The sequence below is a fragment of the Kribbella sp. NPDC006257 genome (genome assembly GCF_040613535.1).
Lineage (GTDB): Bacteria > Actinomycetota > Actinomycetes > Propionibacteriales > Kribbellaceae > Kribbella.
In genome coordinates, this window is sequence record NZ_JBEXSJ010000024.1 from 66,848 (window position 1) to 91,968 (window position 25,121).

General features: G+C 67.5%; 27 protein-coding genes. 8 read left to right on the top strand and 19 right to left on the bottom strand.

The window, feature by feature from the left end:
- Position 1 precedes the first annotated feature (1 nt).
- Positions 2-358 (bottom strand): helix-turn-helix domain-containing protein, encoded by a 357-nt coding sequence (locus ABZ004_RS26470; RefSeq protein ID WP_355683747.1) that lies wholly within the window; start codon positions 356-358, stop codon positions 2-4.
- Between the two features lie 115 nt (positions 359-473).
- Between ABZ004_RS26470 and ABZ004_RS26475 the strand changes: the two genes are divergently transcribed.
- Both ABZ004_RS26475 and ABZ004_RS26480 read left to right on the top strand, forming a co-directional pair.
- Entirely contained in the window at positions 474-1,421 is a 948-nt protein-coding gene (locus tag ABZ004_RS26475; RefSeq protein ID WP_355683748.1) for an NADP-dependent oxidoreductase, read from the top strand.
- 225 nt (positions 1,422-1,646) lie between these two features.
- Positions 1,647-2,276, top strand: coding sequence for a superoxide dismutase (locus tag ABZ004_RS26480; RefSeq protein ID WP_355683749.1), 630 nt, complete (start codon positions 1,647-1,649; stop codon positions 2,274-2,276).
- Positions 2,277-2,454: 178 nt separating this feature from the next.
- Here the strand turns inward: ABZ004_RS26480 and ABZ004_RS26485 are convergent, their stop codons facing one another.
- The 5 genes from ABZ004_RS26485 to ABZ004_RS26505 all read right to left on the bottom strand — a co-directional run bounded on the left by ABZ004_RS26485 (position 2,455) and on the right by ABZ004_RS26505 (position 6,094).
- On the bottom strand, positions 2,455-2,901 hold the full coding sequence (locus tag ABZ004_RS26485; RefSeq protein ID WP_355683750.1) for a YdeI/OmpD-associated family protein: 447 nt from the start codon (positions 2,899-2,901) through the stop codon (positions 2,455-2,457).
- Complete coding sequence (locus ABZ004_RS26490) at positions 2,898-3,704, bottom strand: alpha/beta hydrolase (protein WP_355683751.1); 807 nt, start codon at positions 3,702-3,704, stop codon at positions 2,898-2,900. Before ABZ004_RS26490 ends, ABZ004_RS26485 begins: the two co-directional genes overlap by 4 nt.
- On the bottom strand, positions 3,701-4,168 hold the full coding sequence (locus ABZ004_RS26495; RefSeq protein ID WP_355683752.1) for an alpha/beta fold hydrolase: 468 nt from the start codon (positions 4,166-4,168) through the stop codon (positions 3,701-3,703). The genes ABZ004_RS26490 and ABZ004_RS26495 overlap by 4 nt, the downstream gene beginning before the upstream one ends.
- 132 nt (positions 4,169-4,300) lie before the next feature.
- A complete protein-coding gene (locus ABZ004_RS26500) occupies positions 4,301-5,557 on the bottom strand; it encodes an RNA polymerase sigma factor (RefSeq protein WP_355683753.1) in 1,257 nt (418 codons plus the stop codon).
- 159 nt (positions 5,558-5,716) lie between these two features.
- Positions 5,717-6,094, bottom strand: coding sequence for a YciI family protein (locus tag ABZ004_RS26505; RefSeq protein ID WP_355683754.1), 378 nt, complete (start codon positions 6,092-6,094; stop codon positions 5,717-5,719).
- A 270-nt stretch (positions 6,095-6,364) separates the two neighbouring features.
- On the opposite strand from ABZ004_RS26505, the gene ABZ004_RS26510 reads away from it, so the two are divergent.
- Positions 6,365-6,964, top strand: coding sequence for a nuclear transport factor 2 family protein (locus ABZ004_RS26510; RefSeq protein WP_355683755.1), 600 nt, complete (start codon positions 6,365-6,367; stop codon positions 6,962-6,964).
- Positions 6,965-7,065: 101 nt separating this feature from the next.
- On the opposite strand, the gene ABZ004_RS26515 is transcribed toward ABZ004_RS26510, so the two are convergent.
- From ABZ004_RS26515 to ABZ004_RS26530, 4 genes are all read right to left on the bottom strand, one after another.
- Positions 7,066-8,598: an LCP family protein gene (locus tag ABZ004_RS26515; RefSeq protein WP_355683756.1), complete on the bottom strand. Its 1,533-nt coding sequence runs from the start codon at positions 8,596-8,598 to the stop codon at positions 7,066-7,068.
- Between the two features lie 113 nt (positions 8,599-8,711).
- A complete protein-coding gene (locus tag ABZ004_RS26520; RefSeq protein ID WP_355683757.1) occupies positions 8,712-8,987 on the bottom strand; it encodes a hypothetical protein in 276 nt (91 codons plus the stop codon).
- Positions 8,988-9,058: 71 nt separating this feature from the next.
- Positions 9,059-9,853, bottom strand: coding sequence for an ABC transporter permease (locus ABZ004_RS26525; protein ID WP_355683758.1), 795 nt, complete (start codon positions 9,851-9,853; stop codon positions 9,059-9,061).
- The gene (locus tag ABZ004_RS26530) at positions 9,850-10,800 is read right to left on the bottom strand and encodes an ATP-binding cassette domain-containing protein (RefSeq protein WP_355683759.1); all 951 of its coding nucleotides are present in this window, start codon (positions 10,798-10,800) and stop codon (positions 9,850-9,852) included. The genes ABZ004_RS26525 and ABZ004_RS26530 overlap by 4 nt, the downstream gene beginning before the upstream one ends.
- A gap of 98 nt (positions 10,801-10,898) precedes the next feature.
- On the opposite strand from ABZ004_RS26530, the gene ABZ004_RS26535 reads away from it, so the two are divergent.
- Positions 10,899-11,669 carry a TetR/AcrR family transcriptional regulator gene (locus tag ABZ004_RS26535; RefSeq protein WP_355683760.1) on the top strand — a complete coding sequence of 257 codons (771 nt, stop codon included), beginning with the start codon at positions 10,899-10,901 and terminating at the stop codon, positions 11,667-11,669.
- Positions 11,670-11,761: 92 nt separating this feature from the next.
- On the opposite strand, the gene ABZ004_RS26540 is transcribed toward ABZ004_RS26535, so the two are convergent.
- The 3 genes from ABZ004_RS26540 to ABZ004_RS26550 form a co-directional block, all read right to left on the bottom strand.
- Complete coding sequence (locus tag ABZ004_RS26540) at positions 11,762-12,433, bottom strand: SDR family NAD(P)-dependent oxidoreductase (RefSeq protein ID WP_355683761.1); 672 nt, start codon at positions 12,431-12,433, stop codon at positions 11,762-11,764.
- A 108-nt stretch (positions 12,434-12,541) separates the two neighbouring features.
- Positions 12,542-13,423 (bottom strand): hypothetical protein, encoded by an 882-nt coding sequence (locus tag ABZ004_RS26545; protein WP_355683762.1) that lies wholly within the window; start codon positions 13,421-13,423, stop codon positions 12,542-12,544.
- Between the two features lie 49 nt (positions 13,424-13,472).
- The gene (locus ABZ004_RS26550) at positions 13,473-14,387 is read right to left on the bottom strand and encodes a TetR/AcrR family transcriptional regulator C-terminal domain-containing protein (protein ID WP_355683763.1); all 915 of its coding nucleotides are present in this window, start codon (positions 14,385-14,387) and stop codon (positions 13,473-13,475) included.
- Positions 14,388-14,556: 169 nt separating this feature from the next.
- On the opposite strand from ABZ004_RS26550, the gene ABZ004_RS26555 reads away from it, so the two are divergent.
- The gene (locus ABZ004_RS26555; RefSeq protein ID WP_355683764.1) at positions 14,557-15,801 is read left to right on the top strand and encodes an FAD-dependent monooxygenase; all 1,245 of its coding nucleotides are present in this window, start codon (positions 14,557-14,559) and stop codon (positions 15,799-15,801) included.
- Here ABZ004_RS26555 and ABZ004_RS26560 read toward each other — a convergent pair.
- Positions 15,779-17,173, bottom strand: coding sequence for a TIGR03086 family metal-binding protein (locus tag ABZ004_RS26560; protein ID WP_355683765.1), 1,395 nt, complete (start codon positions 17,171-17,173; stop codon positions 15,779-15,781). The genes ABZ004_RS26555 and ABZ004_RS26560 overlap by 23 nt on opposite strands.
- A gap of 148 nt (positions 17,174-17,321) precedes the next feature.
- On the opposite strand from ABZ004_RS26560, the gene ABZ004_RS26565 reads away from it, so the two are divergent.
- Positions 17,322-17,888: an HhH-GPD-type base excision DNA repair protein gene (locus ABZ004_RS26565; protein WP_355683766.1), complete on the top strand. Its 567-nt coding sequence runs from the start codon at positions 17,322-17,324 to the stop codon at positions 17,886-17,888.
- Positions 17,889-17,997: 109 nt separating this feature from the next.
- Here the strand turns inward: ABZ004_RS26565 and ABZ004_RS26570 are convergent, their stop codons facing one another.
- Both ABZ004_RS26570 and ABZ004_RS26575 read right to left on the bottom strand, forming a co-directional pair.
- Positions 17,998-20,010: an NADPH-dependent 2,4-dienoyl-CoA reductase gene (locus ABZ004_RS26570; protein ID WP_355683767.1), complete on the bottom strand. Its 2,013-nt coding sequence runs from the start codon at positions 20,008-20,010 to the stop codon at positions 17,998-18,000.
- Positions 20,007-20,549, bottom strand: coding sequence for a PadR family transcriptional regulator (locus ABZ004_RS26575; RefSeq protein ID WP_355683768.1), 543 nt, complete (start codon positions 20,547-20,549; stop codon positions 20,007-20,009). The genes ABZ004_RS26570 and ABZ004_RS26575 overlap by 4 nt, the downstream gene beginning before the upstream one ends.
- A 128-nt stretch (positions 20,550-20,677) precedes the next feature.
- Between ABZ004_RS26575 and ABZ004_RS26580 the strand changes: the two genes are divergently transcribed.
- Together ABZ004_RS26580 and ABZ004_RS26585 are read left to right on the top strand one after the other, a co-directional pair.
- Entirely contained in the window at positions 20,678-21,163 is a 486-nt protein-coding gene (locus ABZ004_RS26580; protein WP_355683769.1) for a TrkA C-terminal domain-containing protein, read from the top strand.
- A gap of 241 nt (positions 21,164-21,404) precedes the next feature.
- Positions 21,405-22,694: a cation:proton antiporter gene (locus ABZ004_RS26585; protein WP_355683770.1), complete on the top strand. Its 1,290-nt coding sequence runs from the start codon at positions 21,405-21,407 to the stop codon at positions 22,692-22,694.
- Positions 22,695-22,882: 188 nt separating this feature from the next.
- Here the strand turns inward: ABZ004_RS26585 and ABZ004_RS26590 are convergent, their stop codons facing one another.
- The 3 genes from ABZ004_RS26590 to ABZ004_RS26600 form a co-directional block, all read right to left on the bottom strand.
- Complete coding sequence (locus tag ABZ004_RS26590; protein WP_355683771.1) at positions 22,883-23,860, bottom strand: serine hydrolase domain-containing protein; 978 nt, start codon at positions 23,858-23,860, stop codon at positions 22,883-22,885.
- Positions 23,861-23,951: 91 nt separating this feature from the next.
- Positions 23,952-24,557, bottom strand: coding sequence for a YdeI/OmpD-associated family protein (locus ABZ004_RS26595; protein ID WP_355683772.1), 606 nt, complete (start codon positions 24,555-24,557; stop codon positions 23,952-23,954).
- A gap of 41 nt (positions 24,558-24,598) precedes the next feature.
- Entirely contained in the window at positions 24,599-25,081 is a 483-nt protein-coding gene (locus tag ABZ004_RS26600; protein ID WP_355683773.1) for a methylated-DNA--[protein]-cysteine S-methyltransferase, read from the bottom strand.
- Positions 25,082-25,121: the final 40 nt, after the last annotated feature.

A 25,121-nucleotide genomic window follows, 5' to 3' on the forward strand; every position in this document is an offset into this window, starting at 1 on the left:
GTCAGCTGATTTCGTGGAGGTGGGCTTCTACCCAGGTGCGGAGGGAGGCGAGCGGCACGGAGACGCTGCGGCCGAGGGGGGTGAGGGAGTACTCGACGTGGAGTGGGACGGCCGGGTAGATCTCGCGGTGCAGGAAGCCGCTGTCTTCGAGCCGGCGGAGGGTGCCGGTGAGGACTTTCGGGCTGATGCCCTGGAGCCGGCGCTGGAGTTCGCCGAAGCGGAGCGGTCCGTCCTCGAGCGCGCCGATCGCGAGGGCGGCCCACTTGTTCGCGAGCAGGTCGAGGACCTCGCGGCACGGGCACTGGGCGGCGTACACGTCGTGCTTGTCGTGCACACCGGTCGAACAGGTGGCGGTCATTCCGAGGGCTCCTCCGCGGTAGTACTTCCCAATAGATAGTAGCAGTCCTTGCGGGAAACTACCGCCCTGTGGATAGCGTCCGGAGCCCAGATGAAGCCCCTGAGGAGGAAAAGCGATGAAGGCGATCAGCCAGGACAGGTTCGGCGGCCCGGAGGTATTGAAGGTGGTCGAGCTGGAGCGACCGCAGCCGCTGCCGACCGAAGTACTGGTGCGCGTCCACGCGGCCGGCATCAACCCGGTCGACTACAAGAGCCGCGAGGGCGGCGGGATGGCCGGCGCGCTCGGCGAGCCGCCGTTCGTGCTCGGCTGGGACGTCTCCGGCGTCGTCGAGGAGATCGGCTTCGGCGTGCACACGCTGGCGGTCGGCGACGAGGTGTACGGGATGCCGTGGTTCCCCCGGGCGGCTTCGGCGTACGCCGAGTATGTGACTGCACCGGCCCGGCAGTTCGCGAAGAAGCCCGCGAAGCTCAGCCACGCGGAGGCAGCCGCGATCCCGCTGGCCGGGCTCACCGCGTGGCAGATCCTGACCGCTGCGGCTTCGTTGGAGAAGGGTCAGCGCGTCCTCATCCACGCAGCCGCGGGTGGGGTCGGACACCTGGCGGTGCAGTTCGCGAAGCACCTCGGCGCGCACGTGATCGGCACGGCGAGCAAGGAGAAGCACGACTGGTTGCTCTCCCTCGGAGCGGACGAGGTGATCGACTACCACGCGACCTCCGTCGAGGACGCGACCGGCGACCTCGATCTCGTGGTGGATCTGATCGGCAGCGAGACGACACTGGCGCAGTCGGTGAAGGTGCTCAAGCCGGGTGGCCTGCTGGTCGCCGTACCGGGTGGGACGTCGCCTGAACTGCTCGCGGCGGCCGACGCTGCCGGCGTACGGGCCAAGTCTTTCCTGGTCGAGCCGGACGGACCTGCGCTCGGCGAGATCGCGGCGCTGGTCGAGGCCGGCGAGATACGGATCGAGGTCGAGCAGGTCTTCCCGCTCGCCGGGGCCGCCGCGGCGCACCGGCAGCTCGCGACCGGGCGGACGCGGGGGAAGCTGGTGCTCGACACCATCAATTGAGACCGGTGACCTCTCGTGTGGGTCTGTGGGGCGAGTATGTGAAGCTGGACCGGTGACCTGCGCGGCCGTGTGAACTACACGCCGCCGGGCACTGGTCGGGCACATCAGGTGGACTCGCAACCGCGTGGTGACTTGACCTCAACCGTGGTTGAAGTTTCAGGCTGGTGCCGCTGACCCAGGACACCCGCAGATACCGGCCCCCGTGGCCCTGACGAAGGAGCAGAGTTGACCACGTCGTACACGCTTCCTGATCTCTCCTACGACTACAGCGCGCTTGCGCCGCACATCGCCGCCGAGATCATGGAGCTGCACCACTCCAAGCACCACGCGACCTACGTAAAGGGTCTGAACGACACGCTCGAGAAGCTGGCAGCGGCGCGCGAGGGCGGCGACTTCGGCGCCATCGTCGGGCTGGAGAAGACGCTCGCCTTCAACCTGGGCGGCCACGTCAACCACTCGATCTTCTGGAAGAACCTGTCGCCGGACGGTGGCGACAAGCCGGACGGTGAGCTGGCGGCCGCGATCGACGAGTCGTTCGGCTCGTTCGACGCGTTCCAGGCGCACTTCACCGCCGCGGCGACCACGATCCAGGGCTCCGGCTGGGCGATCCTGGGCTGGGACGCGCTGCAGGGTGGGCTGCTGATCCACCAGCTGTACGACCAGCAGGGCAACCTGCCGGCCGGGCAGATCCCGATCGTGATGCTGGACATGTGGGAGCACGCCTTCTACCTGCAGTACAAGAACGTGAAGCCGGACTACGTCAAGGCGTGGTGGAACGTCGTGAACTGGGCAGACGCCCAGGCGCGGTTCGACGCCGCCCGCACCAACGCCGGCGGTCTCATCACCCTCGGCTGACCAACCTCGTTGCGTCCGAAGAGCCCCTGGTTCTTCGGACGCAAAGCGGTCCCGTACTACGCACCTCCGGCGGTCCCGTACTACGCATCTCCCGGCGACCTCGCGCTCCGCGCCTCGGGGCCACTTCCTGCCGCGCGCCTCCCGGCGATCCGCGTGCTGAGCGCCCCCGCCGCCCGGTTCAGCGCTGGCCTCGGCCGCTCGCCAGGCGCTCGACGGCTTTGGTGATGCGGTTCTGGCGGGTTTCCGGCTTCTTCGCTTCCTCGATGCCGAGCACGAACCAGCTGCGCTGGCTGTACGACAGCCCGTCGAAGAACGCCCGCGCCTTCGGCTCGGCATCGAGCGCCGCAGCGAAATCCTCCGGTACGGCGAGTTCCCGCGGCTCCGTGTCGAGCTCGAGCTCCACCTCGATCTCCTGCCCGCCCTCGACGCCCGCGGCCTCACGGTTCTTCATGCTCAGCGCGATCATGTACCGCCCGCCCATCACCGCGACCGTGTTCCGGTAGCTGTAGTCCCCGATCGTCACCACCACGGGCGGCTTCTTGCCCTTGCCGAGCGCGACGATGACGTCCTCCGGCACCTCGATCCCGGTGACTTTCGTCCCCTCCACCACGGTCGTGAACTTCATCGTGCACCTCCACCGAAGAATTCGCTGATCACCGGCGCGATCGCCGTGGCCTTGATGATGTGCATCTGACCGGGAATCACCAGATGCTCCGCCCCGGGCACCGCGTCAGCCGTCGCCTTCACCGCGGTCCGCATCGACTGCGGGCTCTTCCCACCGGCAACGACCAACGCCGGCGCCGTGATTCCGGTCCATTGCGAAGCGTCCAACGGTTGACCGAACGCGTTCTCGCCGACCACCTCCGCGTCGTACGGAAGAGTGTGAGCGACCGCCTTCATGCCCTTCCAGCCCGGCATCAGCTTCATCATCGTGACCATGATCGCGGGCAGCCCGATGCCCTTCGTCATGAAGTACTTGATCGCGTCGCCGGGACGCCCCGCGTCGGACAGCGCCCGCATGTCGGCAGCCCAGGTCCGCGGGATCGGCTTGCGGCTGTCGTCGACCACGAACGGCGCCTCGAACACGACCAGCTTTCTGATCGGCAGGCCGGCCGCGGCAGCACGCAGTACGAGCGCAGCACCTGACGACGTGCCATACACGTACGCCGAACCACCGGCCGCCTCGATCACGGCAGCCAGGTCCTCGATCTCGCGCTCGACCTCGTAGACGTCCGCGTCACCGCTGTCGCCGCGACCGCGTCGGTCGTAGTTGTAGACCGTGTAGTGGTTGGCGAGTTCCTTCGCGAGATCCGGCATCGGACCTTGCGCGCGGCTGCACAGGGCGCCGTCGACGAGGACCAGTGCGGGCCCGTCGCCGTTGCGGTCGTACCCGATCGTGGTGCCGTCCTTGGAGGTGGTGGTGTTCATACGAAGCACTCCTTCAGTGCGAGCGCCAGGACGGCGTCGGCGTTGTACTGAGTTCTGAGGATGCGGTGGTTCATCAGTTTGACCATCGCGGCAGCTGGAACGCTGTAAACGTGCGGCGGTTCGCAGAAAGCCAGCTGGTTCACCGGTCGGCCTGCTGCCGTCGCGAGCAGCGCCAGGGCGGTGCCGGACGAGGTCGCATAGAGATGAGCCGAGCCCCCCGCGACCGCGAAGATCGCGTCCAGGTCCTCGAACTCGCGCTCGATCTCGGTGGTGGAGGTGCCGCCGCTGTCACCGCGGCCCCGGCGGTCGTAGTTGTAGACGGTGAAGTTCTCCGCCAGCAGCGCTGCCAGCCCGGTGTTCGCCACCCGGTCCACCGTGTCGCCGGAGACGAGCACTACCGCAGGCCCGTCCCCGAGCCGGTCGTAGGCGATCACCGTGCCGTCCGCCGAAATGACCTTGTTCATCGTGAGCTCCTCAGCCGATCAGACCCGGTGCTCCTCACCCGGTCTCACCAGTGCGTCGAACGCCCGACTGGTGGATCGACAAAACTCACGAAACGTTCTTTCAGCCTTTCTCAGCCGGCTGCGGTTCATGCCTCAGCAGGCGGCGGCTCGGTCGAGGAGGAAAGCGCGTTCGCGCTCGTTGCGGGTCAGCGTCGCGGCCCGTTCGAACTCCGCGCGGGCCTCGTCGAGGCGACCGAGTTTGTACAGCAGATCGCCCCGCACACTCGGCAGCAGGTGGTAGTCCTTCAGCGTCGGCTCGTCGAGCAACTCGTCGACCGCCGCGAGACCCCGCTCCGGCCCGAACGCCATCGAGATCGCGACCGCCCGGTTCAGCTCGACGACCGGCGACGGGGTGACTTGCGCGAGTACGGCGTACAGGCCGGCGATCCGCGCCCAGTCGGTGTCCTCGGCCTCGGCGGCGCGCGCATGACAGGCCGCGATCGCCGCTTGGAGGAGATACGGCCCGGGTGGCTCGTCGGTCGAGAACGCGCGGTCGATGCTCTCCAGACCGCGACGGATCAGCAGCCGGTCCCAGCGACGGCGATCCTGGTCGAGCAGCAGGATCGGCTCGCCGTTCGGACCGGTGCGGGCGTTGGCCCGCGATGCTTGCAACTCCATCAGGGCCACCAGGCCGTGCACCTCGGACTCGTCCGGCATCAGCTCCGCCAGCAGCCGGCCGAGCCGCATCGCCTCGTTGCAGAGCGTCGGGCGCATCCAGTCGTCGCCGGCGGTCGCGGAGTACCCCTCGTTGTAGATCAAGTAGATGACCTCGAGCACCGAAGCGAGCCGATTGACCAGCTCCTCACCGGTCGGTACTTCGAACTCGGCCTCCGCCTTGGCGAGATTCCGCTTCGCGCGCACGATCCGCTGCGCGATCGTCGCCTCCGGGGCCAGGAACGCCCGGGCGATCTCGTCGGTCTTCAACCCACCCAGGAGCCTCAGCGTCAGCGAGACACGGGCGTCGGTCGTCAGCACCGGGTGACAGGCGGTGAAGACGAGTCGCAGCAGATCGTCCTCGATGGTGTCTTCGAGAATCGCCTCGACGTCGTCCTCGACGCTGTCCCCGTCGATCTCGAGCTGATGCCCCATCTCGACGAGCTTGCGCTGGTACGTGTCCTTGCGCCGGATCAGGTCGATCGCGCGCCGCTTGGCGATCGCGGTCAGCCAGGCGCCCGGATTACTCGGTACGCCGGACTCCGGCCACTGCTCCAACGCAGCCACCAGCGCATCCTGAGCCAGCTCCTCGGCCAGCCCGACATCTCGCACGATCCGGGCCACCCCGGCAATGATCCGCGGCGCCTCGATCCGCCACACCGCATCGATGGCCCCATGCGCGTCCGTAACCGTCACCCACCCGATAGAACAGCACCTCCAGGGTCAAGGCAACCATCACCCCACCCGCGGGCTGTTCTGAACCGGAGGCTTGGACACCAACCCGCGGGTCTGGACACGAAGTGACATGTCCGAACCCACAAGTTGCTGTCCAAGGTTCGGGCGACTGCCCGGCGGTCAGCTCTGGAAGAGGTCCGAGTCGGGGCTGAAGTCGGCTTCCTCGACCACCCGGCGTACCTCGATCTCTCCGTCGAGCGCCTCGGACAGCCGGGCCGCCCACTCGATCGCCTCGTCCTTGCTCCGGACATCGACGACGATGATCCCGCCGATCAGCTCCTTGGTCTCCGCGAACGGCCCGTCCGTCACCGTCCGCTTCCCCCGGGAAACCTTCACCCGAGCCCCCAGCGCACTCCGGTGCACCCCCTCGGCGAACAACAACACCCCGGCCTTGGAAAGATCCTCGACCACCTTGCCGACCCCCTCGGCAACCTCCTGGCTCACCATCTTCCCGGCCTCGGTGTCCGCATCAGCCTTGTTGATGATCATGTAACGCATCGCTGACTCCCTCGTCGAATCTGTAAACCACTTACTCTCACGTCGACCAGGTCACCAACAGATCGACACATCCCACCAATCCTTTCACCGACCCCACAAATGCCGGGGCCTGCGTCCCGACCGACAGCAAAGGAGCCTGGACGGCCTGCAGAGACTCTGAGTCGCTGGTCGTCTCGTCGGGAGTTCCGCTAGGGTTCGGCTCAGCCACGATGGCATCGCCGGGGAGGGAGATGCCATCGCCTGAAATCGACAGCGGACAAGGACACAACGATGAGGATCCGTACCCTCCCGGCCGCTCTCCTGATCGGCACCCTGGTACTTGCTGCAGGTGTCGTTCAGCTCGCCGCCTCGCGGCACGCGGATGCCCAGGCCCAGGCGGTGAATCCCGGCGCGTATGACGTTGCCGCACTCAACGATCTCGAGGCGATCAAGCAGCTCAAAGCTCGCTACTGCCGTCTACTGGACACCAAGCAGTGGAGCGCCTGGCGCCAGGTGTTCACCGACGACTTCGTCAGCGACACCTCCGAAGCGGGCGGCAAGGTCGTCCACGGCGGCGACGAGTTCGTCGCGTACGTACGGCAGCAGATCGGTCAGCCGTCGCAGACCACCGTGCACCAGGTGCAAGCGCCCGAAATCACCTTGACCTCGGCCACCACCGCTAAAGGGATCTGGGCACTCGAAGACACCGTCGACCTCACCCCCGCGATCGGCATGCACGGAGCCGGGCACTACCACGAGACCTACGTGAAGATCGACGGCCAGTGGCGGATCAAGAGCTCGAAGCTGACCCGGCTCCGCCAGGAAGTCATCACGCCTGCCACGAGCATCCCTGACCTGAAGAAGATTCTGGCAAAGGCGAAGCAGGGCTGACCACTCTGGCGACCAGCCAGGTTCGCCAGTTCGTGCTGGGCCGAGGCCTGGACACCAGCGGGTATCTGCTCCCCGTCGGTGTCCGGCGTGGGATGACAGCCTCAGCTGTCGTCGCCGGAGGGGTGGTAGGCGCAGGCGTCGTTGAGGTCTGAGGTGGGGGGTGGGGTGGTGGACTTGCCGGGGGTGGCGGTGGATTTGCCGGGGGTGGTGGGGGTTTTGGGCGGTGCGGGGGTGTCGGAGGGCTTGGAGTCCAGGGCTTTTTGGACGGCTTCGCGGAGGCCTTCGTAGTCGGGGTGGAGGTATTTGAGCTTCAGCTTCGAGACGTCGAGGTTGACGTTCGAGACGGTGCCCGACTTGACCTTCAGGGCGAGTTGGACCAGCGCAGGGAGGAGTTCCTGCGGGATGTCGGTCCGGAGCAGGTGCTTGCCGGCCTTGGCGATCGCCTGGTACTTCGTGATGAGGGTCGACGGGTCGGCCGCATCGACGATGCCCTTGATCGCGCAGCGCTGCCGGATCTGGCGCTGGTCGTCGTCCGCGCCGTACCGGCCGCGCGCGAACCAGAGCGCCTGGAACCCGTTGAGGTGCTGGTTGGGACCGGGGTGCAACCACTGGCCGGGGGGCGTGTGGGTGCTGCTCTCGCCACCCATCGCGACCTTCTCGTTGATGTTGACGGTGATCCCGCCGAGCGCGTCGACCATCTCGTCGAAGCCCTGCAGGTTGACCTGCAGGTAGTAGTCGATCTTCAGCCCGGTCGCCTCGCCGACGGACTGCTTCACCACGTCGGCACCTTCGTTGTCCGACGGCCCCAGTACGCCGGGGTGCGCCTCCGGGATGTTCTGGTACATCGCGGTCAGCATCCACTCCAGCCGGCCTTCGAGGCTGAGCCCCTCCTTGCCGAAACCGTCCGGGTAGAACTTGTGCAGCGGCGAGTCCTCCGGGAACGGCATGAAGGTGAGCTGGCGCGGCATCGAGATCAGCGAGGTGTCGCCGGTCTTGGTGTCGATGCTCGCCACGATCACGGTGTCGGTCCGGACCCCGATCCGGCCCTTGCCGTCGTCGCCGCCGAGCAGCAGCAGGTTCAGCCGGGGCTTGTCCTCCCACGGGTCCTTGACGTTGACCGTCTTCGGCCGGGTCGCACTCTTGCTGTCGGCCTGGGACTGGAACACGTTCTGGACCAGCGACCGCTGCGCCATGACGTTCTCCACGCCGACAGCGGCCGGCGCCGCGATCGCGAAGCAGAGCAGTCCGACCAGTACGGCGCCGACCGCGCGCCCACCTGGACCACCCGTTGCCGGACGCAACAACCGGTGCGAGCCGACGATCACCATGATCCAGAGCAACGCGAGCACGCAGATGCCGACGCTGGTGAGCAGCAGCCGGCTCGGCACCACGGCTGCCGCGAGCACCTCGTCACGCCGCGTGAGCCCGACGTACACGCCGAGGCCCAGCAAACCGATGGCGAGGGTCAGCACGAACGCACCGAGCCGACGCCGGCCGCCGATGATCAGGCCGACCCCGGGCAGCAGCGCGCTGAGCAGGGTCAGTCCCAGCGACCCGGAGACGCTCCGGGAGCGGGCATGACCCGGCCCAGCGGTACGACCCTTCGCACGGGTCGCGCGTGATCGACTCCCCATAGCTCCCCTGTCAGCGCCCGACTCAAGTGTGCGGCAGGTACCCAAGCCGCACACCTCTTCAGACGCCGCCGAAGCTCAATCGGTTTACCTCGCCGACTACACACTGTCAGCCCTCAGCGAAAATCGACCCCCGGAGGCACCTTGACGGGCGTGCGCGGCGGCTCGATCGGGCGGAGCAGGCCGGCCGCGAACCAGGCCTCGACCGACTTGGCCTCCTTCGGGTTCGGCACGTAGACGACCCGGGCCATCCAGTCGTCGGAGTTGTTCCGCCGCCACTCCAGGATCAGGCCCGGCCACGGCCCACGTTCGTGGGCCGTGGCCAGCACCCAGCAGTGCCGACGCCGGCTGTCCGGCGGCGGCTCCCGCGGATATCTCCTGTTGCTCCCCATGAGGTCCAGGATCGCACATGGGTTCGATTGTTGGTCAAATTCGCAGAGCGTTCACACGCCCGTACTCCGGGTCAGCGGGCTAAGTTGCGGAAGCGGGTCGCGGCGAGCGGCAGGAAGGCGGCCGTCAACACCAGCGGGCAGACGACGGCGGCCACCAGAGAATGCTCACCGATCCAGGAAACGGGTGCGGTCGACGGATTCTCGAACAGGGACCGAGTCGCCGTGGCGGTGAGCGAGAGCGGGTTCCACTGCGCCACCGCCCCCAGCCACGAAGGCATCGTGGAGGTGTCGACGAAGGCGCTCGAAAGGAACCCGATCGGCCAGACCAGCACCTGGACCATCGAAACGCTCTGCGCGTTCTTCACCACCAGCCCGATGAAGATTCCGACCCACAGCAAGGCGAACCGGAGCAGCAGCAACAACCCGAAGGCCCCCAGTGCGGCCGCAAAACTGCCGTGCCACCGCCACCCGAGCACCAGCCCGGTCCCCGCCAAGACGGTAAGGGTCACAACGGAGTCGAGCAGATCCGCGATGCACCGGCCGAGCACCACAGCAGCCGAACTGATCGGCAACGAGCGGAACCGGTCGGTGACACCCTTCGCGGCGTCCTCGGTGATCGCGAGCATGGTCGCTTCGAGCCCGAACAACATCGAGAGCGCGAAGATCCCGGGCACCAGCAACTCGTAGTACGACTGCCCCTCGGGGCGTTCCATCGCACCGCCGAGCAGGGCGCCGAACATCAGCAGCATCAGCACCGGGAAGAACCACTTGAAGATCACCGCGCCGGGTTGCATCCGCCAGTGCAGCAGATCCCGACGGGCGATCGTCCAGCCATCGGCCAGGGCCCAGCCAAGTCGGTTCGTCATGCGGCCACCTCCGTCCGGGTCAGGTGCAGGAAGACCTCGTCGAGGGTCGGTCGCCGTAACGTGATGTCCTCGGGTTCGATCGTTGCCTCTCGCAACAGAGTCGCGATATCCACCAGCGCCCGGGTGCGATCGCGCACCGGGATACTGACCCGCAGGTCGTCGACCCGCACCTCGCCGTCGGCCAGCCGCTCCACCAGTGCGAGCACCCGCGGTACGTCGGCCGGGTCGAGCAACACCAGGTCGAGCCAGTCCGCACCCAGTTCGGCCTTCAGCTCGTCCGGGGTGCCCTCGGCAACGACTTTGCCTGCCTTGAGCATCGAGATCCGATCCGCCAACCGATCCGCCTCCTCCAGGTACTGCGTGGTCAGCAGCACCGTCGTTCCACCGTCGACCAGGTCCCGTACTGCGGACCAGACCTCGATCCGCCCCGCCGGATCGAGGCCGGTCGTCGGCTCGTCGACGAACAACACCGCCGGCGCGACGATCAGGCTCGCGGCGAGATCGAGCCGCCGGCGCATCCCGCCGGAGTACTTCGACGCCACCTGATTGGCGGCCTCGGTCAACGCGAACCGCTCGAGCAACTCGTCCGCTCGGCGAATCGCCGCCGATCGCGACAGATGGTTCAGCCGGCCGAACAGCACCAGGTTCTGCCGTCCGGTCAGGATCTCGTCGACCGCGGCGTACTGGCCGACCAGACCGATCCTCCGCCGGACCTCAGCACCTTGCCGGCGTACGTCGTACCCGGCGACGGTTGCCTCGCCGGAATCGAGGTCCAGCAGCGTCGACAGGATCCGTACTGCGGTGGTCTTGCCGGCTCCGTTCGGACCGAGCAACCCCACCACGGTGCCGGCGGCGACCTCGAGGTCGAACCCGTTCAGGCCCGCCCCTTCGGTGCCGCCGGCGTAGTTCTTGCGTACTTCGCTTGCCACGATCACGCGTTCTGACAACTTCCAGCCTCTCTGCAGCCTTGGAACCGTAGAGTGTACCGTACACTGTACGACTCAGGTACGATCGGGTCAACGACGACCGGCTGGAGTTTGTTCCCGTGCCTGGAAAAAAGACCGCCGCGGCCGATCCGGCCCGCAGCCTGGCCCTGCTCTGGGGCACCCACACGAAGCCGGGCCGGTCCGGGCTGACACTGCGGGCGATCATCGACACCGCGATCGAACTGGCCGACGCGAACGGGCTGGAGGCGGTCTCGATGCGGATGGTCGCCGAGCAGCTCAAGGTCGGCACGATGTCGCTCTACACGCACGTGCCGGGCAAGGGCGAGCTGACCGTGCTGATGTACGACGCGGTCCACGGCGAGCTGTACGCCGATGTCGAGGAGCCGTTGCGGCAGCCGGGTGGGTGGCGCGGAGCGATGGCGTTCGTTGCCCGGCGCAACTGGGAGGTGCTGATGCGGCACCCGTGGATCCATGAGGTGCCGGCGGCGCGGTCGGCGCTCGGGCCGAACATCCTGGTGAAGTACGAGGCGGAGCTTCGGCCGCTGGACGGGTTGGGGCTGACGGATGTCGAGATGGATTCTGCGCTGACGTTGATCGTCACGCATGTGCAGGGGACGGCGCGGGGGGCCGCGGAACATCTCCGGACGCAGCGCGAATCGGGGATGAGCGACGCGGAGTGGTGGCTGACGACGGGGCCGGCGCTCGCGCAGTACATGGGCGCGCTGGCTGAGCGGTTCCCGGTCGCCGGGCGGGTCGGGACGGCGGCCGGCGAGCAGCATCAGGCGGCGATGAACCCCGAACACGCCCTCGAGTTCGGCCTCGACCGCATCCTCGCAGGCATCTCCCAACTCATCGAAGAAAGAAAGTAGTTCTTCGTACTACGAATGCCTGGGTGCAGGCAGGCGGTCGGGCGCGGGTTGAGGGAAAGCGGTGGGGTGAGGGTGCGCCGGGTGGGTGGCGGTTAGACCGGTACGTGGGTGCCGGTGGTGGTGGTTTCGGCTAGGTCTCGGAGGAGTTTGGCGATCTTGGCGGGTGGGGTCCAGGTGGTGGTGTCGGCGGTGGGGCGGGCGCGGCGGTTGGCGGGGGTGTCGATGGTGCCGGGGACGATGGCGTTGACGCGGATGTTGTCCTTCGCGTACTCGACTGCCATGGCGTCGACGAAGGCGAGGACGCCTGCTTTGGCGGTGATGTAGCCGGCTGCTCCCGAGAAAGGTTTGAGTGCCGAGCCGCTCGACGTACAGACGATTGATCCGCCGCCGGATGCGATCAGGTGCGGAAGTGCTGCCTGGGTCATCAGATACATCGGCCGCAGATTCAGCCGAAGCTGGTTCTCGAAGTCCTCGATCGGCGTCTCATGCACCCGCGCTCCCGACGCGAAACCACCGACGAGGTTGAGCAATGCTTTCACGGGCGCACCGGGATCACCGGCGGCAAGCGAAGCGACTTCCTGCGCGCCAGCCGGATCGGAAAGATCCGCGACCAGCGTCTCCAGCCCTTCGTGCTCCCCCAGGTCAGCCAGCGTCGCCGCACTGCGCCCCGGTACGACGACGCGCCATCCCGCCGCCAGAAACTCCGCCGTCACCGCAGACCCCAGCCCGCCAGTTCCCCCAGCAACAATCACTGTCCGATCCATGAGCGAACCCTAGTGCGCCGCTCCACGCCAAAGGACTTCGGATTCGACGCACGCGGCAGAGGCCGAGGGTCGGGGGCACGAGCCGAGTCCGGGAGCGGCTCGGCGGGGCTACTCCGGGAGGGCGAGGGTTCGGCCGGCGGATCGGGCGGATTCGATGGTTTGTGCGAGGGTGTTGCGGAGCGCTGCTGCTTCGTCGGCGAAGCCTTGGACGACGGTGGTGTCGCCGGCCGGCTCGGTGCGGGCGAGGAGCTCGATGTAGCGGTCGCCGTCTTCCAGAGCCGCTTCCGCGCGCAGCGCCGCATCGGCCGAGCGCACCCGGTCGGCGTACAGCTCCAGCAGCTCGACCTTCCGCTTGATCGCATCGGCCGAGCGGTTGAGCGCCCGGCGCTGCGGACCCAGAACGGCTTCGAGCTCGGCGGTCGCCATCCCCTTGGCGATCTCGCGCTGGCGCGCCCGGAGTACGGACTGTTCGTGCAGGACCTGGCCGATGTCCCAGAGCTGTTCCGGCAGCACCAGGTCGTTCTTCATCTCGTCGAGCAGCCCGCGCTGGGTGACCGTTGCCCCGAGCACCGTTTTCACCGCACGCTGCGCCCGGGCGAGCACCCGGCCGGCTTCCTCGTCGAAGTCCTCGGGCAGCAGGTACTGCCCGTACTGCATCCGGACCGCCTTGTGCCCGCGGTCCTCGATCGCCGACCTGACCGCGACCACGCCGGTCAGCGCCACGGCGAGGACAGCGAGAGCGACCGCGGACCACGCGGCGACGACCGTCGGCAGCACGATCGCGAAGATGATCAGCCCGAGGATCCAGCCGCCGACGCAGACCGCGAGCCAGACCAGGAGCGAGCCGAACGTCCCGCCCGGCTCGACCGACCACGCGGTCTGCCGCTTCGGCCGCGGTTGGCCCGCCCTGACGAACAGCTCCGGCCTGTGCTCGTACAGCCGCCGCACCTCAACCGGTACGCCGGGCGCGAACACCGGATCCAGGGCCATCGCCGCCTCCTCCTCGTCGAGCACTCAGCGTAGCGGTCCGCCGACTCTCTCAGCCCATTCTCCCGCTCGCGCCGAGGGTGACCGCGAGTCCGTCGAGCAGGACCTTCAGACCGAAGTCGAAGAGTTGATCCAGGTCGTAGTCGAAGTCGAAGTCGGCCAGCGCCTGGAAACCGGCCAGGCCGCCGGTCCGGATCAGATCGGCGAGCCGGTCGGCCTGCAGCGCAGCCCACTCGTCAGCGGTGACTCCGGTGTCCTGCTCGGCCTGCGCCTCGGGTTCCAGGTTGAGCGCCACGCCGCGGACGTACCCGAAGACGGTGATCGCGGCGTACATGGCGGTGCTCGCGTCGACGTCGAGCCCGGCGACGGCCCGCAGTACGGCGTCGGTATGCATCGCCAGCTTCGGCAGGTACTGCGGGCGGTTGAGCGTGACCGCGCTCGCCAGCCAGAGATGCCGCCGGTACGCCGCCCACTGCAGTCGCGCCGCCTGCTCGATCGCCGCCCGCCAATCGCTGGGACGCTTTGCAGGAAAGGGGAAATCGCCGATCGCCGTCTCAACCATCTGCAAGATCAGGGCGTCCTTGCCGCCCACATAGCGATAGAGCGCCATCGTCGAGACGCCCAGCTCGGCAGCGATCCGGCGCATCGACAAAGCAGGCAGCCCGTCGGCGTCGGCGAGCTCGATGGCGACCCGGACCACGCTCTCCTGACTCAACTCCTCGACCGGCGCGGAGACAGTCGGCGTACGGCGTGGTGGCGGGCCGACCACGTTGCCGACGCCCGGCAGCGGATGGATCAGGCGTTCCTGCTGGAGCAGGGTGAGGGCTTTCGTCGCAGTCGCCATCGCGATCCCGTGATCGCGGATCAGCGCCCGGGTCGACGGCACCCGATCTCCAGGTTTCAGCTTCCCGGTCCGGATCCGCTGCCGGATCTCCCTGGCGATCTGCTGGTACGGCGCGTCGCTCATCATCACCCCTTCGCACTAGTGCACTCGAGACCCTCTTCACCCACCGCCGCGCCACCCGGAAATTGGTGCACTAGGGCAGCTTCCGCCGTACGGGAACGGCACGCCCGGCGCGGCTAACGTGCTGTGTGTACACCGTACGTGCACTACCCCATCGAAAGGAAGCCGACTCATGTCGAAGACCGTTCTGATCTCCGGTGCCGGAATCGCCGGCCCCTCGCTCGCCTACTGGCTGCACCGCTACGGGTTCAGCCCGACCGTCGTCGAGGTCGCCACCACCCCGCGCCCCGGCGGCCAGACCGTCGACATCCGCGGCGTCGCCCGTGAGGTGGTCGACCGGATGGGACTGATGCCGGCCATCAAGGCGCGGCTGATGCACGAACGCGGACTCGAGTACGTGACCGCCTCGGGACGCCGGGCGGCCGCGATGCCGGTCGACCTGCTCGGCGGCGACGGCCCGGTCGCCGAACTCGAGATCCTCCGCGGCGATCTCGCGCAGATCCTGCTCGACGCGACGGCCGGGAACGTGGAGTACCTGTACGGCGACTCGGTCACCGCGCTCGCCGAGGACGAGCGCGGTGTGGTGGCGACGTTCCGGGAGGCCGGCGATCGTCGGTTCGACCTGGTGGTCGGTGCTGACGGGGTGCACTCGCGGGTGCGGTCGCTCGCTTTCGGGCCGGAGGCGGAGTACGTCAAGCATCTCGGTGGATACGGAGCGTTCTTCACCGTGGAGACGCCGGAGCCGCTGGATGGGTGGATGAAGATCTACTCGGCGCCGGGCGGCCGGTGGGTCGGGCTGCGGCCGGATCACCAGGCTGGTCGGGCGAAGGCGTTGCTCAGCTTCCGGTCGGGTCCGATCAGCTACGACCGGCGTGACATCGAGGAGCAGAAGTCCTTGCTGGCAAAGACGTTCGCGGGAGTCGGCTGGCACGCGCCGAGCATCCTCGAGCAATTGCCCGAAGCGGACGATTTCTACTTCGACACGACCAGCCAGGTCGTCGTCCCGGAGTGGTCGCGAGGGCGCGTCGTGCTCGTCGGCGACGCCGGGTACTGCGGGTCGCCGCTGGCCGGACACGGTACTGCGCTGTCGCTGGTGGGCGCCTACTGTCTGGCGAGCGAACTGGCGCTTGCCGAAGGCAACCACGTGCGCGCGTTCCCGGAGTACCAGCTTCGGATGCAGGCGTATGTCGAGCAGCGGATGGAACTGCCGCCGGGTGGGATCAAGATGGCGATGCCGATGACGGCTGCGGGCATCATGCTCCGCAATCTGTCGACCAGGCTGATGACGTCCCGCCCGTTCCGCCCGCTGCTGGCCAAGGCTGCCGCGGGCGGCCCGGACCAGATCAGCTTGGCGCCGTACGACGGATTGTCTGCTCCGGCAAAAGGCGCAGATTCTATTCCGGCCAGGCGGAGTTGAGGATGGTGTCGACGAAGTTGATCGGCTGGAAGCCGGGGACGTAGCGAGCCAGGACGTCGGCCTTGACGTTGCCGAAGGTGGTCGACGGGCGGTGCGCGATGCCCTTGGTGAAGGTGGCCAGGATCTGGTTCTTGAAGTCCGGGCGCGGATGCGCGGCGACGATCTCGGCGCGGGCTTCGGCGGAGATGCGGTCGAGGGCGATCCCGAGGACGTCGGCCTCGACACCGGCTGTGACGAGCGCGATCTCGGGACGCAGGTGGTGTGGGATCTCGGGCGTGGTGTGCAGCGCGATCGCTGTCCAGACGAGTTCGGCATCGGTCTCGCTGATCCCGCGTTCGCGGAGGAAGTTCGCGGCTGCGTCGGCACCGTCGATCTCGAACCGCTGGGTCGAGTCACGGTAGGTGCCGGTCAGGCCGAGGTCGTGGAACATCGCACCGACGTAGAGGAGCTCCGGGTCGTACTTCAGCTCCCGGCCCTGCACCGAGCCGAACAGGAACACCCGGCGGGAGTGGTGGTAGATCAGGTCGTCGGTGAGATCGCGCACCAGTTCGGTCGCCTCGGTGGCGAGCTTGCTGTCCGGGATCTCGATGTCGGCAATGCGGGTCACAGGTCCTCCTCGTCGATTGACCTCCAGCGTCGTCGACAAAGCACCTCGAGAGGGCGCCCGAGGTGGACGTGATCCCCACAGATCCGGACAAAAGCTCAGGTGAGGGAAGGCGAGGGGTTGGGGTGCGCGGTGCAAGGCGAGGGATGCGGGGCGCACGGCGTACGGCGTACGGGTTAATCGAGGGGGGGAGATCCAGTCGGGGTTGCGGCCGAGGAGGGCTAGCAGGGTGGCGAGGTCAGAGGCGTCGCCGGGGACCTTGACGCTGCGTTCGAAGGCGGCGCCGGGACCGCGGGACGCCTCGTTGTCGGGGATCCGGCGGGCCAGCGTGAGCGCCATCTCGACCATGTCCGCGGGCGGGTCGTACGGGATGTCGATCGCCCGGGCCAGGTCCCACGCGTGCACCACGCAGTCCAGCTGCCGGAACGTCAGCGCCACCCGGCGCGGGAAGGTGCCGAACTCGCGGACCTCCATCGGCCGGTCCAGCGCTCCGCCGTCGGCGAACGCCTCCGCGACCCGCACGTTCGACCGCCGGTAGGCGCCGGCCGGGTTGTCCCCGAGCCGCCCACCGGTCCATTTCTGCACCGGAGCCGACCCGTTCGTCGCGGCGGCCGCGAAGCCTTCGTTCTCGCTGACGATGTGCCGCAACAGCCCGCGGACCGTCCAGTCGGGGCACGGCGTCGGGAACCAGAGTTGTTCCGTCCGCACCTGCATGACCACTTCGCCGAGCACCGCGCCGGCCCGTCGATCCAGATCCCGGATGTCCATCCGTGCCCCTCCACGTCGTCGACCCGCCCTCGCCGAGCATAGGCCCGCCGGACGCCGCGCGCCGCTGTTCCGGCCCGTCACACGGGATAACCCGCACCCGTACTCCGGAGCGAAGGGCCGGCCGGGTGAACTGACCTACTATGCGTGCATGGGCTTTCACATCGCCAATGAGCCGGACGCCGACAAGGTTCTCGACGAGTACCCGTTCGCCGTCCTGATGGGCATGATGCTCGACCAGCAGTACGGGATGGAGCACGCGTTCCGGGGCGGCTGGAAGGTGCTCGGCCGGTTCGGGACCCTGGATCCGGCGGCGATCGCGGCGGCCGAGCCCGAGACGTTCAAGGAGCTGTGCAGCCAGACGCCGGCGATCCACCGGTTCCCGGGCTCGATGGCGGCCCGGTTGCAGGAGCTGGCGACGCTGATCGAGTCGAAGTACGACGGCGACGTGACCCGGTTGTGGACGGAGCCGACCACCGGCAAGGAGCTCTTCAAGCGCGTTCAGGAGCTCCCCGGCTTCGGCAAGCAGAAGGCCCAGATCTTCGTCGCTCTGCTCGCCAAGCAGCTCGGCATCCGCCCCGAGGGCTGGGAAGCGGTCGCCGGCGACTACGCCCTGGATGGCTACCGCTCGGTCGCCGACGTCGTCGACGCCGACTCCCTCGGCAAGGTCCGCGAGTACAAGCAGCTCAAGAAGGCCGAAGCCAAGGCCGCCAAGTAGCCCGAACCGCCACGCCACCAGTACTGCCCGCAACAAGGGTCCGCCACGCTCCCGCGGCGGACCCTCACCTGCCGCGAACTGCAGTACTGATGGCCTGGCGGTTCGCTGTTTAGAGGGTCGCTGCCAGGCGGGTCGCCTGGTCGATGGCTCGTTTGGCGTCCAGTTCGGCGGCTACGTCGGCGCCGCCGATCAGATGCACGGGGGTAGTGAGAGTGGCGGCTAGGTCGCGGACGGGTTCTTGGCCGGCACAGATGACGATGGTGTCGACGGCGAGGGTGCGGGGGTTTTCGCGGTTGGGACCGAAGCTGATGTGCAGGCCGTCGTCGTCGATGCGCTCGTAGTTGACGCCGCGGAGTAGCTCGACCTGCTTGTTCTTCAGGGCCGCGCGGTGCACCCAGCCGGTGGTTTTACCTAGGCCGGCGCCGATCTTTCCGGGTTTGCGCTGCAACAGGTAGACCTGGCGGGGCGAGGGTTCTGGGCGCGGCTTCGCCAAAGCACCCGGGGCGATCGTCGGGTCCGCGACACCCCATTCGGCCTTCCAGGCTTCGAGATCGAGGGTCGGCGAATCGATCGTGGTGAGGAATTCGCTCACATCGACGCCGATGCCGCCTGCACCGATCACGGCGACCGATGCGCCGACCGGGCGACCATGCCGTACGACGTCGACGTACGAGAGCACCTTCTCGTGCTCGATCCCAGGAATCGCCGGCACCCGCGGCACCACCCCGGTCGCCAGCACGACCTCGTCGAACCCAGCAAGGTCCGCAGCGGTCGCCCGATGCCCGAGGTGAAGCTTCACGCCGGTCAGGTCGAGCCGCCGCCGGTAGTACCGAATCGTCTCGGCGAACTCCTCCTTGCCCGGGATCTTCTGCGCGATCCCGAACTGCCCACCGATCTCCTCGTCCGCCTCGAACAACTCGACCTGATGCCCTCGCTCAGCCGCCGTGACCGCAGCCGCCAACCCCGCAGGCCCCGCTCCGACCACAGCGATTTTCTTCGTACGCCGAGTTGGCAGCAGCACCAATTCGGTCTCGTGTGCCGCCCGCGGATTCACCATGCAGGTGGCCGTCTTCTTCGAGAACACGTGGTCCAGGCATGCCTGGTTGCAGGCGATACACACGTTGATCTCGTCAGCACGATCAGTGGTTGCCTTGAGCACCCATTCCGGATCGGCCAGGAACGGTCGCGCCATACTGATCAGATCGGCGTCCCCGCGTGCCAGCACCTCTTCGCCGACCTGCGGCAGGTTGATCCGGTTCGAGGTAACCACCGGGATGTTCACCTGCGGCCGGAACGACGCCGTCACCGAGGTGAACGCGGCCCGCGGCACCGAGGTGACGATGGTCGGCACCCGCGCCTCGTGCCAGCCGATCCCGGTGTTGATGATCGACGCACCGGCAGCCTCGATCTCCTTGCCCAGCGCAACGACCTCGTCCCAGCTCTGGCCGCCCTCGACCAGATCGGCCATCGACAGCCGGTAGATGATCAGGAAGTCCGATCCGACCCGTTCGCGAGTACGCCGTACGATCTCGACCGCCAGCCGACGTCGGTTCTCCGCACTGCCGCCCCAGCGGTCCTTCCGCTTGTTGGTCCGTTCAGCAAGGAACTGGTTGATGAAGTACCCCTCGGAGCCCATCACCTCGACCCCGTCGTACCCGGCTTCCTGCGCCAGCGCCGCACACCTGACATAGGCATCGATCTGGCGCCGGACCCCGCGATCCGACAACGCGCGCGGCTTGAAGGGATTGATCGGCGCCTTCACGGCAGAGGCCGAGACGCTGAACGGGTGATAGGAATACCGCCCGCCATGCAGGATCTGCAGCGCGATCAGCCCACCTTCGGCATGCACCGCATCGGTGACGATCCGGTGCTTGCGAGCCTGCCGGCGAGTGGTCAGCTTGGACCCGAACGGAAAGAGCCAGCCTTGCCAGTTCGGTGCGTAGCCACCGGTGACCATCAAGGCGACCCCACCCCGCGCCCGCTCCGCGAAGTACGCGGCAAGTCTTGGCAGATCCCTCGAGCGGTCCTCGAGACCGGTGTGCATCGAGCCCATAATCACCCGGTTCTTCAGGGTGACGTGGCCGAGGTTCAGGGGTGCCAGCAGGTTCGGGTACTCACTCATGACCGCTCCGATCGCATCGCTTCGATGACCTCGTCACACCAGGCGAGGAACGATTCCTCGGCCCGGACCCCGCCACGCAGTACCAGATATTGGTGGAGCTCCCGGCCGTTGAGCTTGGCCGGCTTGGGGAAGTCGCGACGCTGGATCCCGCGGAAGACTTCGAGCAGCGCGGCATGCTCACCACGGTGGCGCTCGACTTCCCGTAGTACGGCGGCGGTATCGCCTAGGGAGGCGCCGCGGATCTTCACGCTCAAGCCGTCCCGCAGTACGGCGATGTCGACCGGCTCCGCGAGCCACCGGGTCAGCTCTTCGCGACCGGCGGCGGAGACCTCGTACACCTTCTTGTCCGGGCGGCCCTCCTGGGCGACGTCCGTGTGGGTGACCCATCCGGCATCGTCCATCCGGCGCAGCACCCGGTAGATCTGCTGATGGGTGGCAGGCCAGAAGAACCCGATCGACCGGTCGAACCGGCGCGCGAGTTCGTACCCGGACCCGGCCCGCTCGGTCAGGGACACCAGGATCGCGTGCTCCAACGCCATGGTTCTGACTCTAGCTATGCAACTAGTTGCAGTGCACCTGATTGCAAGACGAATCACACCGGCGCGTTGGGTGGATCAGGGACAATGGTTGCAGACGCCAGCTATTTTGCCGACGATCGAGGAGCATCATGAAGTCGCAGGCCCACCCGACCCGGACGACTCTGCCCGGCATCGGTACCCGGTACGACCTGACCACCGAGGGCGGCAAACACGTCTCGGTCGTGGTGCACACCGACGGGCGACGGTTCCTCGGCTTCCACGATCCCGAGGACGACGACAGCTGCAGCGCCTCGGTGCCACTCGATCCGGGCGAAGCCGCCGCGCTGAGCCAACTACTGCTGCCCAGCCCGACCGACGCGCTGCCGACCGCGATCGAGATCGACCTCGTCACCGAACAGATCCCGGTCACCGCCAAATCCCCGTACGCCGGACGCACGCTCGGCGACACCCAGGCGCGCAGCCGAACCGGAGCCTCGATCGTCGCCGTACTCCGCCGCACCGGCGCGATCCCCTCCCCCACCCCGGACTTCCGCTTCGCCACCGGCGACACCCTCGTAGCAGTAGGCACCCGCGAAGGCGTAGACGCCGTCACCAACCTCATCACCACCGGCTGACGACGATGCGCCCCGTCTCCCCCGCTTTCCCTGTCCCCACCCACCTCGACCCCCGCAACGCCAGGCTCAACCCGGGCGGCGAGCTGCGCCTCCCCTCCCCCTCTCCCCTTCCCACCCACCTCGACCCCCGCAACGCCAGGCTCAACCCGGGCGATGAGCTGCGCCTCCCCTCCCCCTCTCTCCCCGTTCCCACTCAGCTCGGCTCTTCGCCGACGGCGGACCCGGCCGAGGGGGTGAGGTGATGCACGAGACCACGTCGTTGTTGATTGAGTTGGGGGCGGTGTTGCTTGCTCTTGGCATCCTTGGGCGGATCGCCGGGAGGGTCGGGTTCTCACCGATTCCGCTCTATCTGCTAGCCGGCCTGGCTTTCGGGCATGGTGGGTTGTTGCCGTTGGATGCGAGTGAGGAGTTCGTTGCCACCGGCGCCGAGATCGGCGTGATTCTGCTGCTGTTGTTGCTGGGACTCGAGTACACGGCATCCGAACTGGTCGGCACACTGAAGACGCAGTACCTGTCAGGCATCGTGGACTTCCTCCTCAACGCACTCCCGGGCGCCGCCGTCGCCCTGCTCCTCGGAATGGGTCCAGTAGCAGCGGTCGCTCTCGCCGGCGTCACCTGGATCTCGTCGTCGGGCGTGATCGCGAAGGTCGTCGGCGATCTCGGCCGATTGGGCAACCGAGAGACACCGGTGGTGCTTGGCATCCTGGTACTCGAAGACTTGTCGATGGCGGTCTATCTGCCGATCCTGACGGCATTACTCGCCGGCGTCGGGTTCGCGGGTGGCAGCATCACATTGTTGATCTCGCTCGGCACGGTGAGCGTCGTGTTGTTCGTGGCGCTGCGCTACGGCCGGGTGATCAGCCGCGCGGTGTCTTCGGACAATCCGGAGATGCTGCTGCTCGTCGTACTGGGTCTGACGCTGCTCGTGGCAGGGATCGCCGCGCGGCTGCAGGTGTCCGCGGCGGTCGGGGCGTTCCTCGTCGGGATCGCGTTGTCCGGCGAGGTCGCGAAGGGCGCACGGAATCTGCTCAGCCCGTTGCGGGATCTGTTCGCGGCGGTGTTCTTCGTGTTCTTCGGGTTGAGCACGGATCCGGCGGAGATCCCACCGGTGCTGGGGATCGCATTGGCGCTCGCCGTACTGACCGCGCTGACAAAGATCGCCACCGGCTGGTACGCCGCTCGCAAGGCCGGCGTGAAACCCGCGGGTCGCTGGCGCGCCGGTGGGACGTTGGTGGCGCGCGGCGAGTTCTCGATCGTGATCGCCGGACTAGCAGTCGGCGTCGAACCCCGCCTCGGCCCACTAGCCACGGCGTACGTGCTGATCCTTGTCATCCTCGGCCCCATCACCGCCCGCTACACCGAACCAGCCATCCACAAACTCAAGTCCCTCCGCACCCCGCCCCCGTCCGCCGTGCGTGCAGCCACCGACCCCCGGTCCGCCGAACTGCAGGCCGCCGAACCTGCGATCGCCGAGCCCCCGCCCACCGAACACCTGGACCCAGCAAGCGCCACCCCGGACCGCCAACACTGACCAACCCCGCCAAACCCCATCCTGCGAGCCCTCGCTGAGCGTGGAATCAGCCGAGGGACCTGCGTCGGTGAGTGTTGGAAGTACGCCCTCAAGCCGCGAAGGTACGGGCGATCGGCTGAGCGCCAGCGAGACGTGTTGAAGGTGCGCCCTGAAACGGGTGAAGGGGCGGCGCGTTGGGGAGTGCGGCGTCAGGCGGGGAAGGTTCGGGCTAGGGGCCAGGCGCCTGGGGAGGTGTTGGAGAGGACGGTGTGGGTGGTGTTCGTGTGGGGGTCGTGGGTGGACTTGAAGGAGGCGCCTGCGTCGTAGCCGACGAGCATGACCGTGTCGGTGTTTTTGGCCAGCCAGAAGCCGAGGCCGTAGCGCCTGGATTCGTCGGGTACGTCGATGCGCGGGCGGACGATCTCCTCGACGGGATCCACGATGTCGCCGGCGAAGAGCGCGCGCCAGAAGGTGGAGATGTCCGCGGCGGTGGTGTGGATCCCACCGTCGCCGTTCGCCAGTACCGGCAAGTGGAAGACGTTCGAGCGGTCCACCCCGTCGATCGGCAGGTAACCAACCGCCGCATCGGCGGGCAGCTCGTCGGAGCGGAGGAAATCGGTCCTCGTCATGCCGGCGCGACGAAGCACGCGTTCGCGAACCAGGTCGTGATACCCAACGCCGCCGCTAGCCCGCTCGGCCAGCAGAGCGAGGACCACGAAACCACCGTTGCAGTAGGCGAATCGCTCACCAGCGCGGAACTTGGTGGGATGCCCATCAAGCAGCGGCAGGAAAGCCTCAGTCGTGGTCAGCTCGTACGCTGCACCAACGAAGTAGTCGGTGATCTCGGTATCGGCGTCCTCGTCGAGATAGTCGCCGATTCCGGAGGTATGGGTGAGCAGATGCTCGACAGTCACATCGTCCGCGATCAGCGGAAGATCCTTGCCCAGCAGGGATCTGGCGGTCGTACTCAGCTCCAGCGCACCATCGTGCACCAGCGAAAGCACGGCCAACGCCGTGAACCCCTTGCTACCACTCGCAATACCGAACCTGGTGTCCACAGTGTTCGGAACGCGGTAAGCGCGATTGGCCAACCCATAGGCCTTCGCGAACTCGACCTCGCCCGCACGGTCGATCTGAACCACACCCGAGAAGCCAGTCTCTGCAGCGATCTTGTCGAAGTCCCCCATTGCCGCAGGTTAGCCGAGGCAGAGCCGATGCCGCAGGGGTTTTGCGGAGCCGCAGTGGAGCGAGGAGGCGGGGCGGGAGGCGGGGGCGCCATCAGGCCGGGTGGTTTGCTCGCTGGTTGATGATGGCCTGGCGAACGGTTTCGGTGATCCGCGACCGACGAGTCTCCGGCCGCTTGGCCCCGGCGATCCAGCTGAGGATGCGGACCCTGGACGACGGCGGGAAGGCCGCGAAGTGCTCGGCCGCGACCGGGTTGCCGGCTAGTTCGGCCTGGAGGTCGGCGGGCACGATACCGGCCTGAGCCTCGGCGAGGCAGTCCCAGGCGCCGGACGCCTTCGCCTGATCGACGAGGTGCTGCCCGGCGGTCGTCATCAGCCCGGCCGCGGTCAGCTTCTCGATCCGGTCGCGGTTGATCCGGCTCCAGGTACTGCGCGGGTTGCGCCGGGTGAACTGCTGGTACCGGCTCTGCTCGTCCCGCCGGATCGCCTTCGCATCGATCCAGCCGAAGCACAGCGCCTGCTCGACCAGTTCCGGCATCTCGAAGTTCGCCCGCCCGCTGGTCTTGTTGTGAATGACCACCCAGACCGAGCGCTCCTCTCCCGCATGGGCCGTCAGCCAATCACGCCACTCACCAACGGTCAGCAGGTCGATCGCCAGCTCATCGGTAACTACCTGCGGGGCCTTCGTCTCTGTGCTCATACCAAAAGCATGCGGCAGATAAGTGCTCACCAAATGAGCACTTAGAAAAGTACATCCGCTCGTTCGTGGTCGAGCAACTGCTGCTTCCGGTCGAGCCCACCGCCGTACCCGGTCAAGCTGCCGTTCGATCCGACCACGCGATGGCACGGAACGATGATGCTGATCGGGTTCTTCCCGTTCGCCAGCCCGACCGCTCGCGAGGCGCCCGGCACGAGGCCGAGGGAGGCAGCGAGTTCCCCGTACGTCGTGATCTCGCCGTACGGAATCTCTTGCAGCGCCTCCCAGACCCGTTGCTGGAAAGGCGTCCCGTTCATCCGCAGCGGTATGTCGAAGCTGGTCCGCCCGCCTTCGAAGTACTCGCCCAACTGCTCCGCCACAGCAGGCAGCACCGAGTCGTCGCGAGCCCCGAACGTCTCCAAAGCCGGCCGATGCCGATGCTGCTCCATATAGAGGCCGGCCAACTCGCCGTCAACGGAGACGAGGGTGAGCAACCCGACCGGACTGTCGATCACCGCGTAGCTCATCGACCCGCCTCCCACCGCGATACCGCGTGACTCATCCACG

Bases quoted from the DNA above. Each gene is read 5' to 3' on its own strand.
- ABZ004_RS26515 (WP_355683756.1), bottom strand. From the start codon at position 8,598: ATGGGGAGTCGATCACGCGCGACCCGTGCGAAGGGTCGTACCGCTGGG.
- ABZ004_RS26545 (WP_355683762.1), bottom strand. From the start codon at position 13,423: ATGGCCCTGGATCCGGTGTTCGCGCCCGGCGTACCGGTTGAGGTGCGG.
- ABZ004_RS26470 (WP_355683747.1), bottom strand. From the start codon at position 358: ATGACCGCCACCTGTTCGACCGGTGTGCACGACAAGCACGACGTGTAC.
- ABZ004_RS26595 (WP_355683772.1), bottom strand. From the start codon at position 24,557: ATGAGCACAGAGACGAAGGCCCCGCAGGTAGTTACCGATGAGCTGGCG.
- ABZ004_RS26520 (WP_355683757.1), bottom strand. From the start codon at position 8,987: ATGGGGAGCAACAGGAGATATCCGCGGGAGCCGCCGCCGGACAGCCGG.
- ABZ004_RS26495 (WP_355683752.1), bottom strand. From the start codon at position 4,168: ATGAACAAGGTCATTTCGGCGGACGGCACGGTGATCGCCTACGACCGG.
- ABZ004_RS26575 (WP_355683768.1), bottom strand. From the start codon at position 20,549: ATGGCGTTGGAGCACGCGATCCTGGTGTCCCTGACCGAGCGGGCCGGG.
- ABZ004_RS26560 (WP_355683765.1), bottom strand. From the start codon at position 17,173: ATGGACATCCGGGATCTGGATCGACGGGCCGGCGCGGTGCTCGGCGAA.
- ABZ004_RS26565 (WP_355683766.1), top strand. From the start codon at position 17,322: ATGGGCTTTCACATCGCCAATGAGCCGGACGCCGACAAGGTTCTCGAC.
- ABZ004_RS26555 (WP_355683764.1), top strand. From the start codon at position 14,557: ATGTCGAAGACCGTTCTGATCTCCGGTGCCGGAATCGCCGGCCCCTCG.
- ABZ004_RS26580 (WP_355683769.1), top strand. From the start codon at position 20,678: ATGAAGTCGCAGGCCCACCCGACCCGGACGACTCTGCCCGGCATCGGT.
- ABZ004_RS26525 (WP_355683758.1), bottom strand. From the start codon at position 9,853: ATGACGAACCGACTTGGCTGGGCCCTGGCCGATGGCTGGACGATCGCC.
- ABZ004_RS26570 (WP_355683767.1), bottom strand. From the start codon at position 20,010: ATGAGTGAGTACCCGAACCTGCTGGCACCCCTGAACCTCGGCCACGTC.
- ABZ004_RS26475 (WP_355683748.1), top strand. From the start codon at position 474: ATGAAGGCGATCAGCCAGGACAGGTTCGGCGGCCCGGAGGTATTGAAG.
- ABZ004_RS26585 (WP_355683770.1), top strand. From the start codon at position 21,405: ATGCACGAGACCACGTCGTTGTTGATTGAGTTGGGGGCGGTGTTGCTT.
- ABZ004_RS26510 (WP_355683755.1), top strand. From the start codon at position 6,365: ATGAGGATCCGTACCCTCCCGGCCGCTCTCCTGATCGGCACCCTGGTA.
- ABZ004_RS26505 (WP_355683754.1), bottom strand. From the start codon at position 6,094: ATGCGTTACATGATCATCAACAAGGCTGATGCGGACACCGAGGCCGGG.
- ABZ004_RS26485 (WP_355683750.1), bottom strand. From the start codon at position 2,901: ATGAAGTTCACGACCGTGGTGGAGGGGACGAAAGTCACCGGGATCGAG.
- ABZ004_RS26600 (WP_355683773.1), bottom strand. From the start codon at position 25,081: ATGAGCTACGCGGTGATCGACAGTCCGGTCGGGTTGCTCACCCTCGTC.
- ABZ004_RS26590 (WP_355683771.1), bottom strand. From the start codon at position 23,860: ATGGGGGACTTCGACAAGATCGCTGCAGAGACTGGCTTCTCGGGTGTG.
- ABZ004_RS26490 (WP_355683751.1), bottom strand. From the start codon at position 3,704: ATGAACACCACCACCTCCAAGGACGGCACCACGATCGGGTACGACCGC.
- ABZ004_RS26550 (WP_355683763.1), bottom strand. From the start codon at position 14,387: ATGAGCGACGCGCCGTACCAGCAGATCGCCAGGGAGATCCGGCAGCGG.
- ABZ004_RS26540 (WP_355683761.1), bottom strand. From the start codon at position 12,433: ATGGATCGGACAGTGATTGTTGCTGGGGGAACTGGCGGGCTGGGGTCT.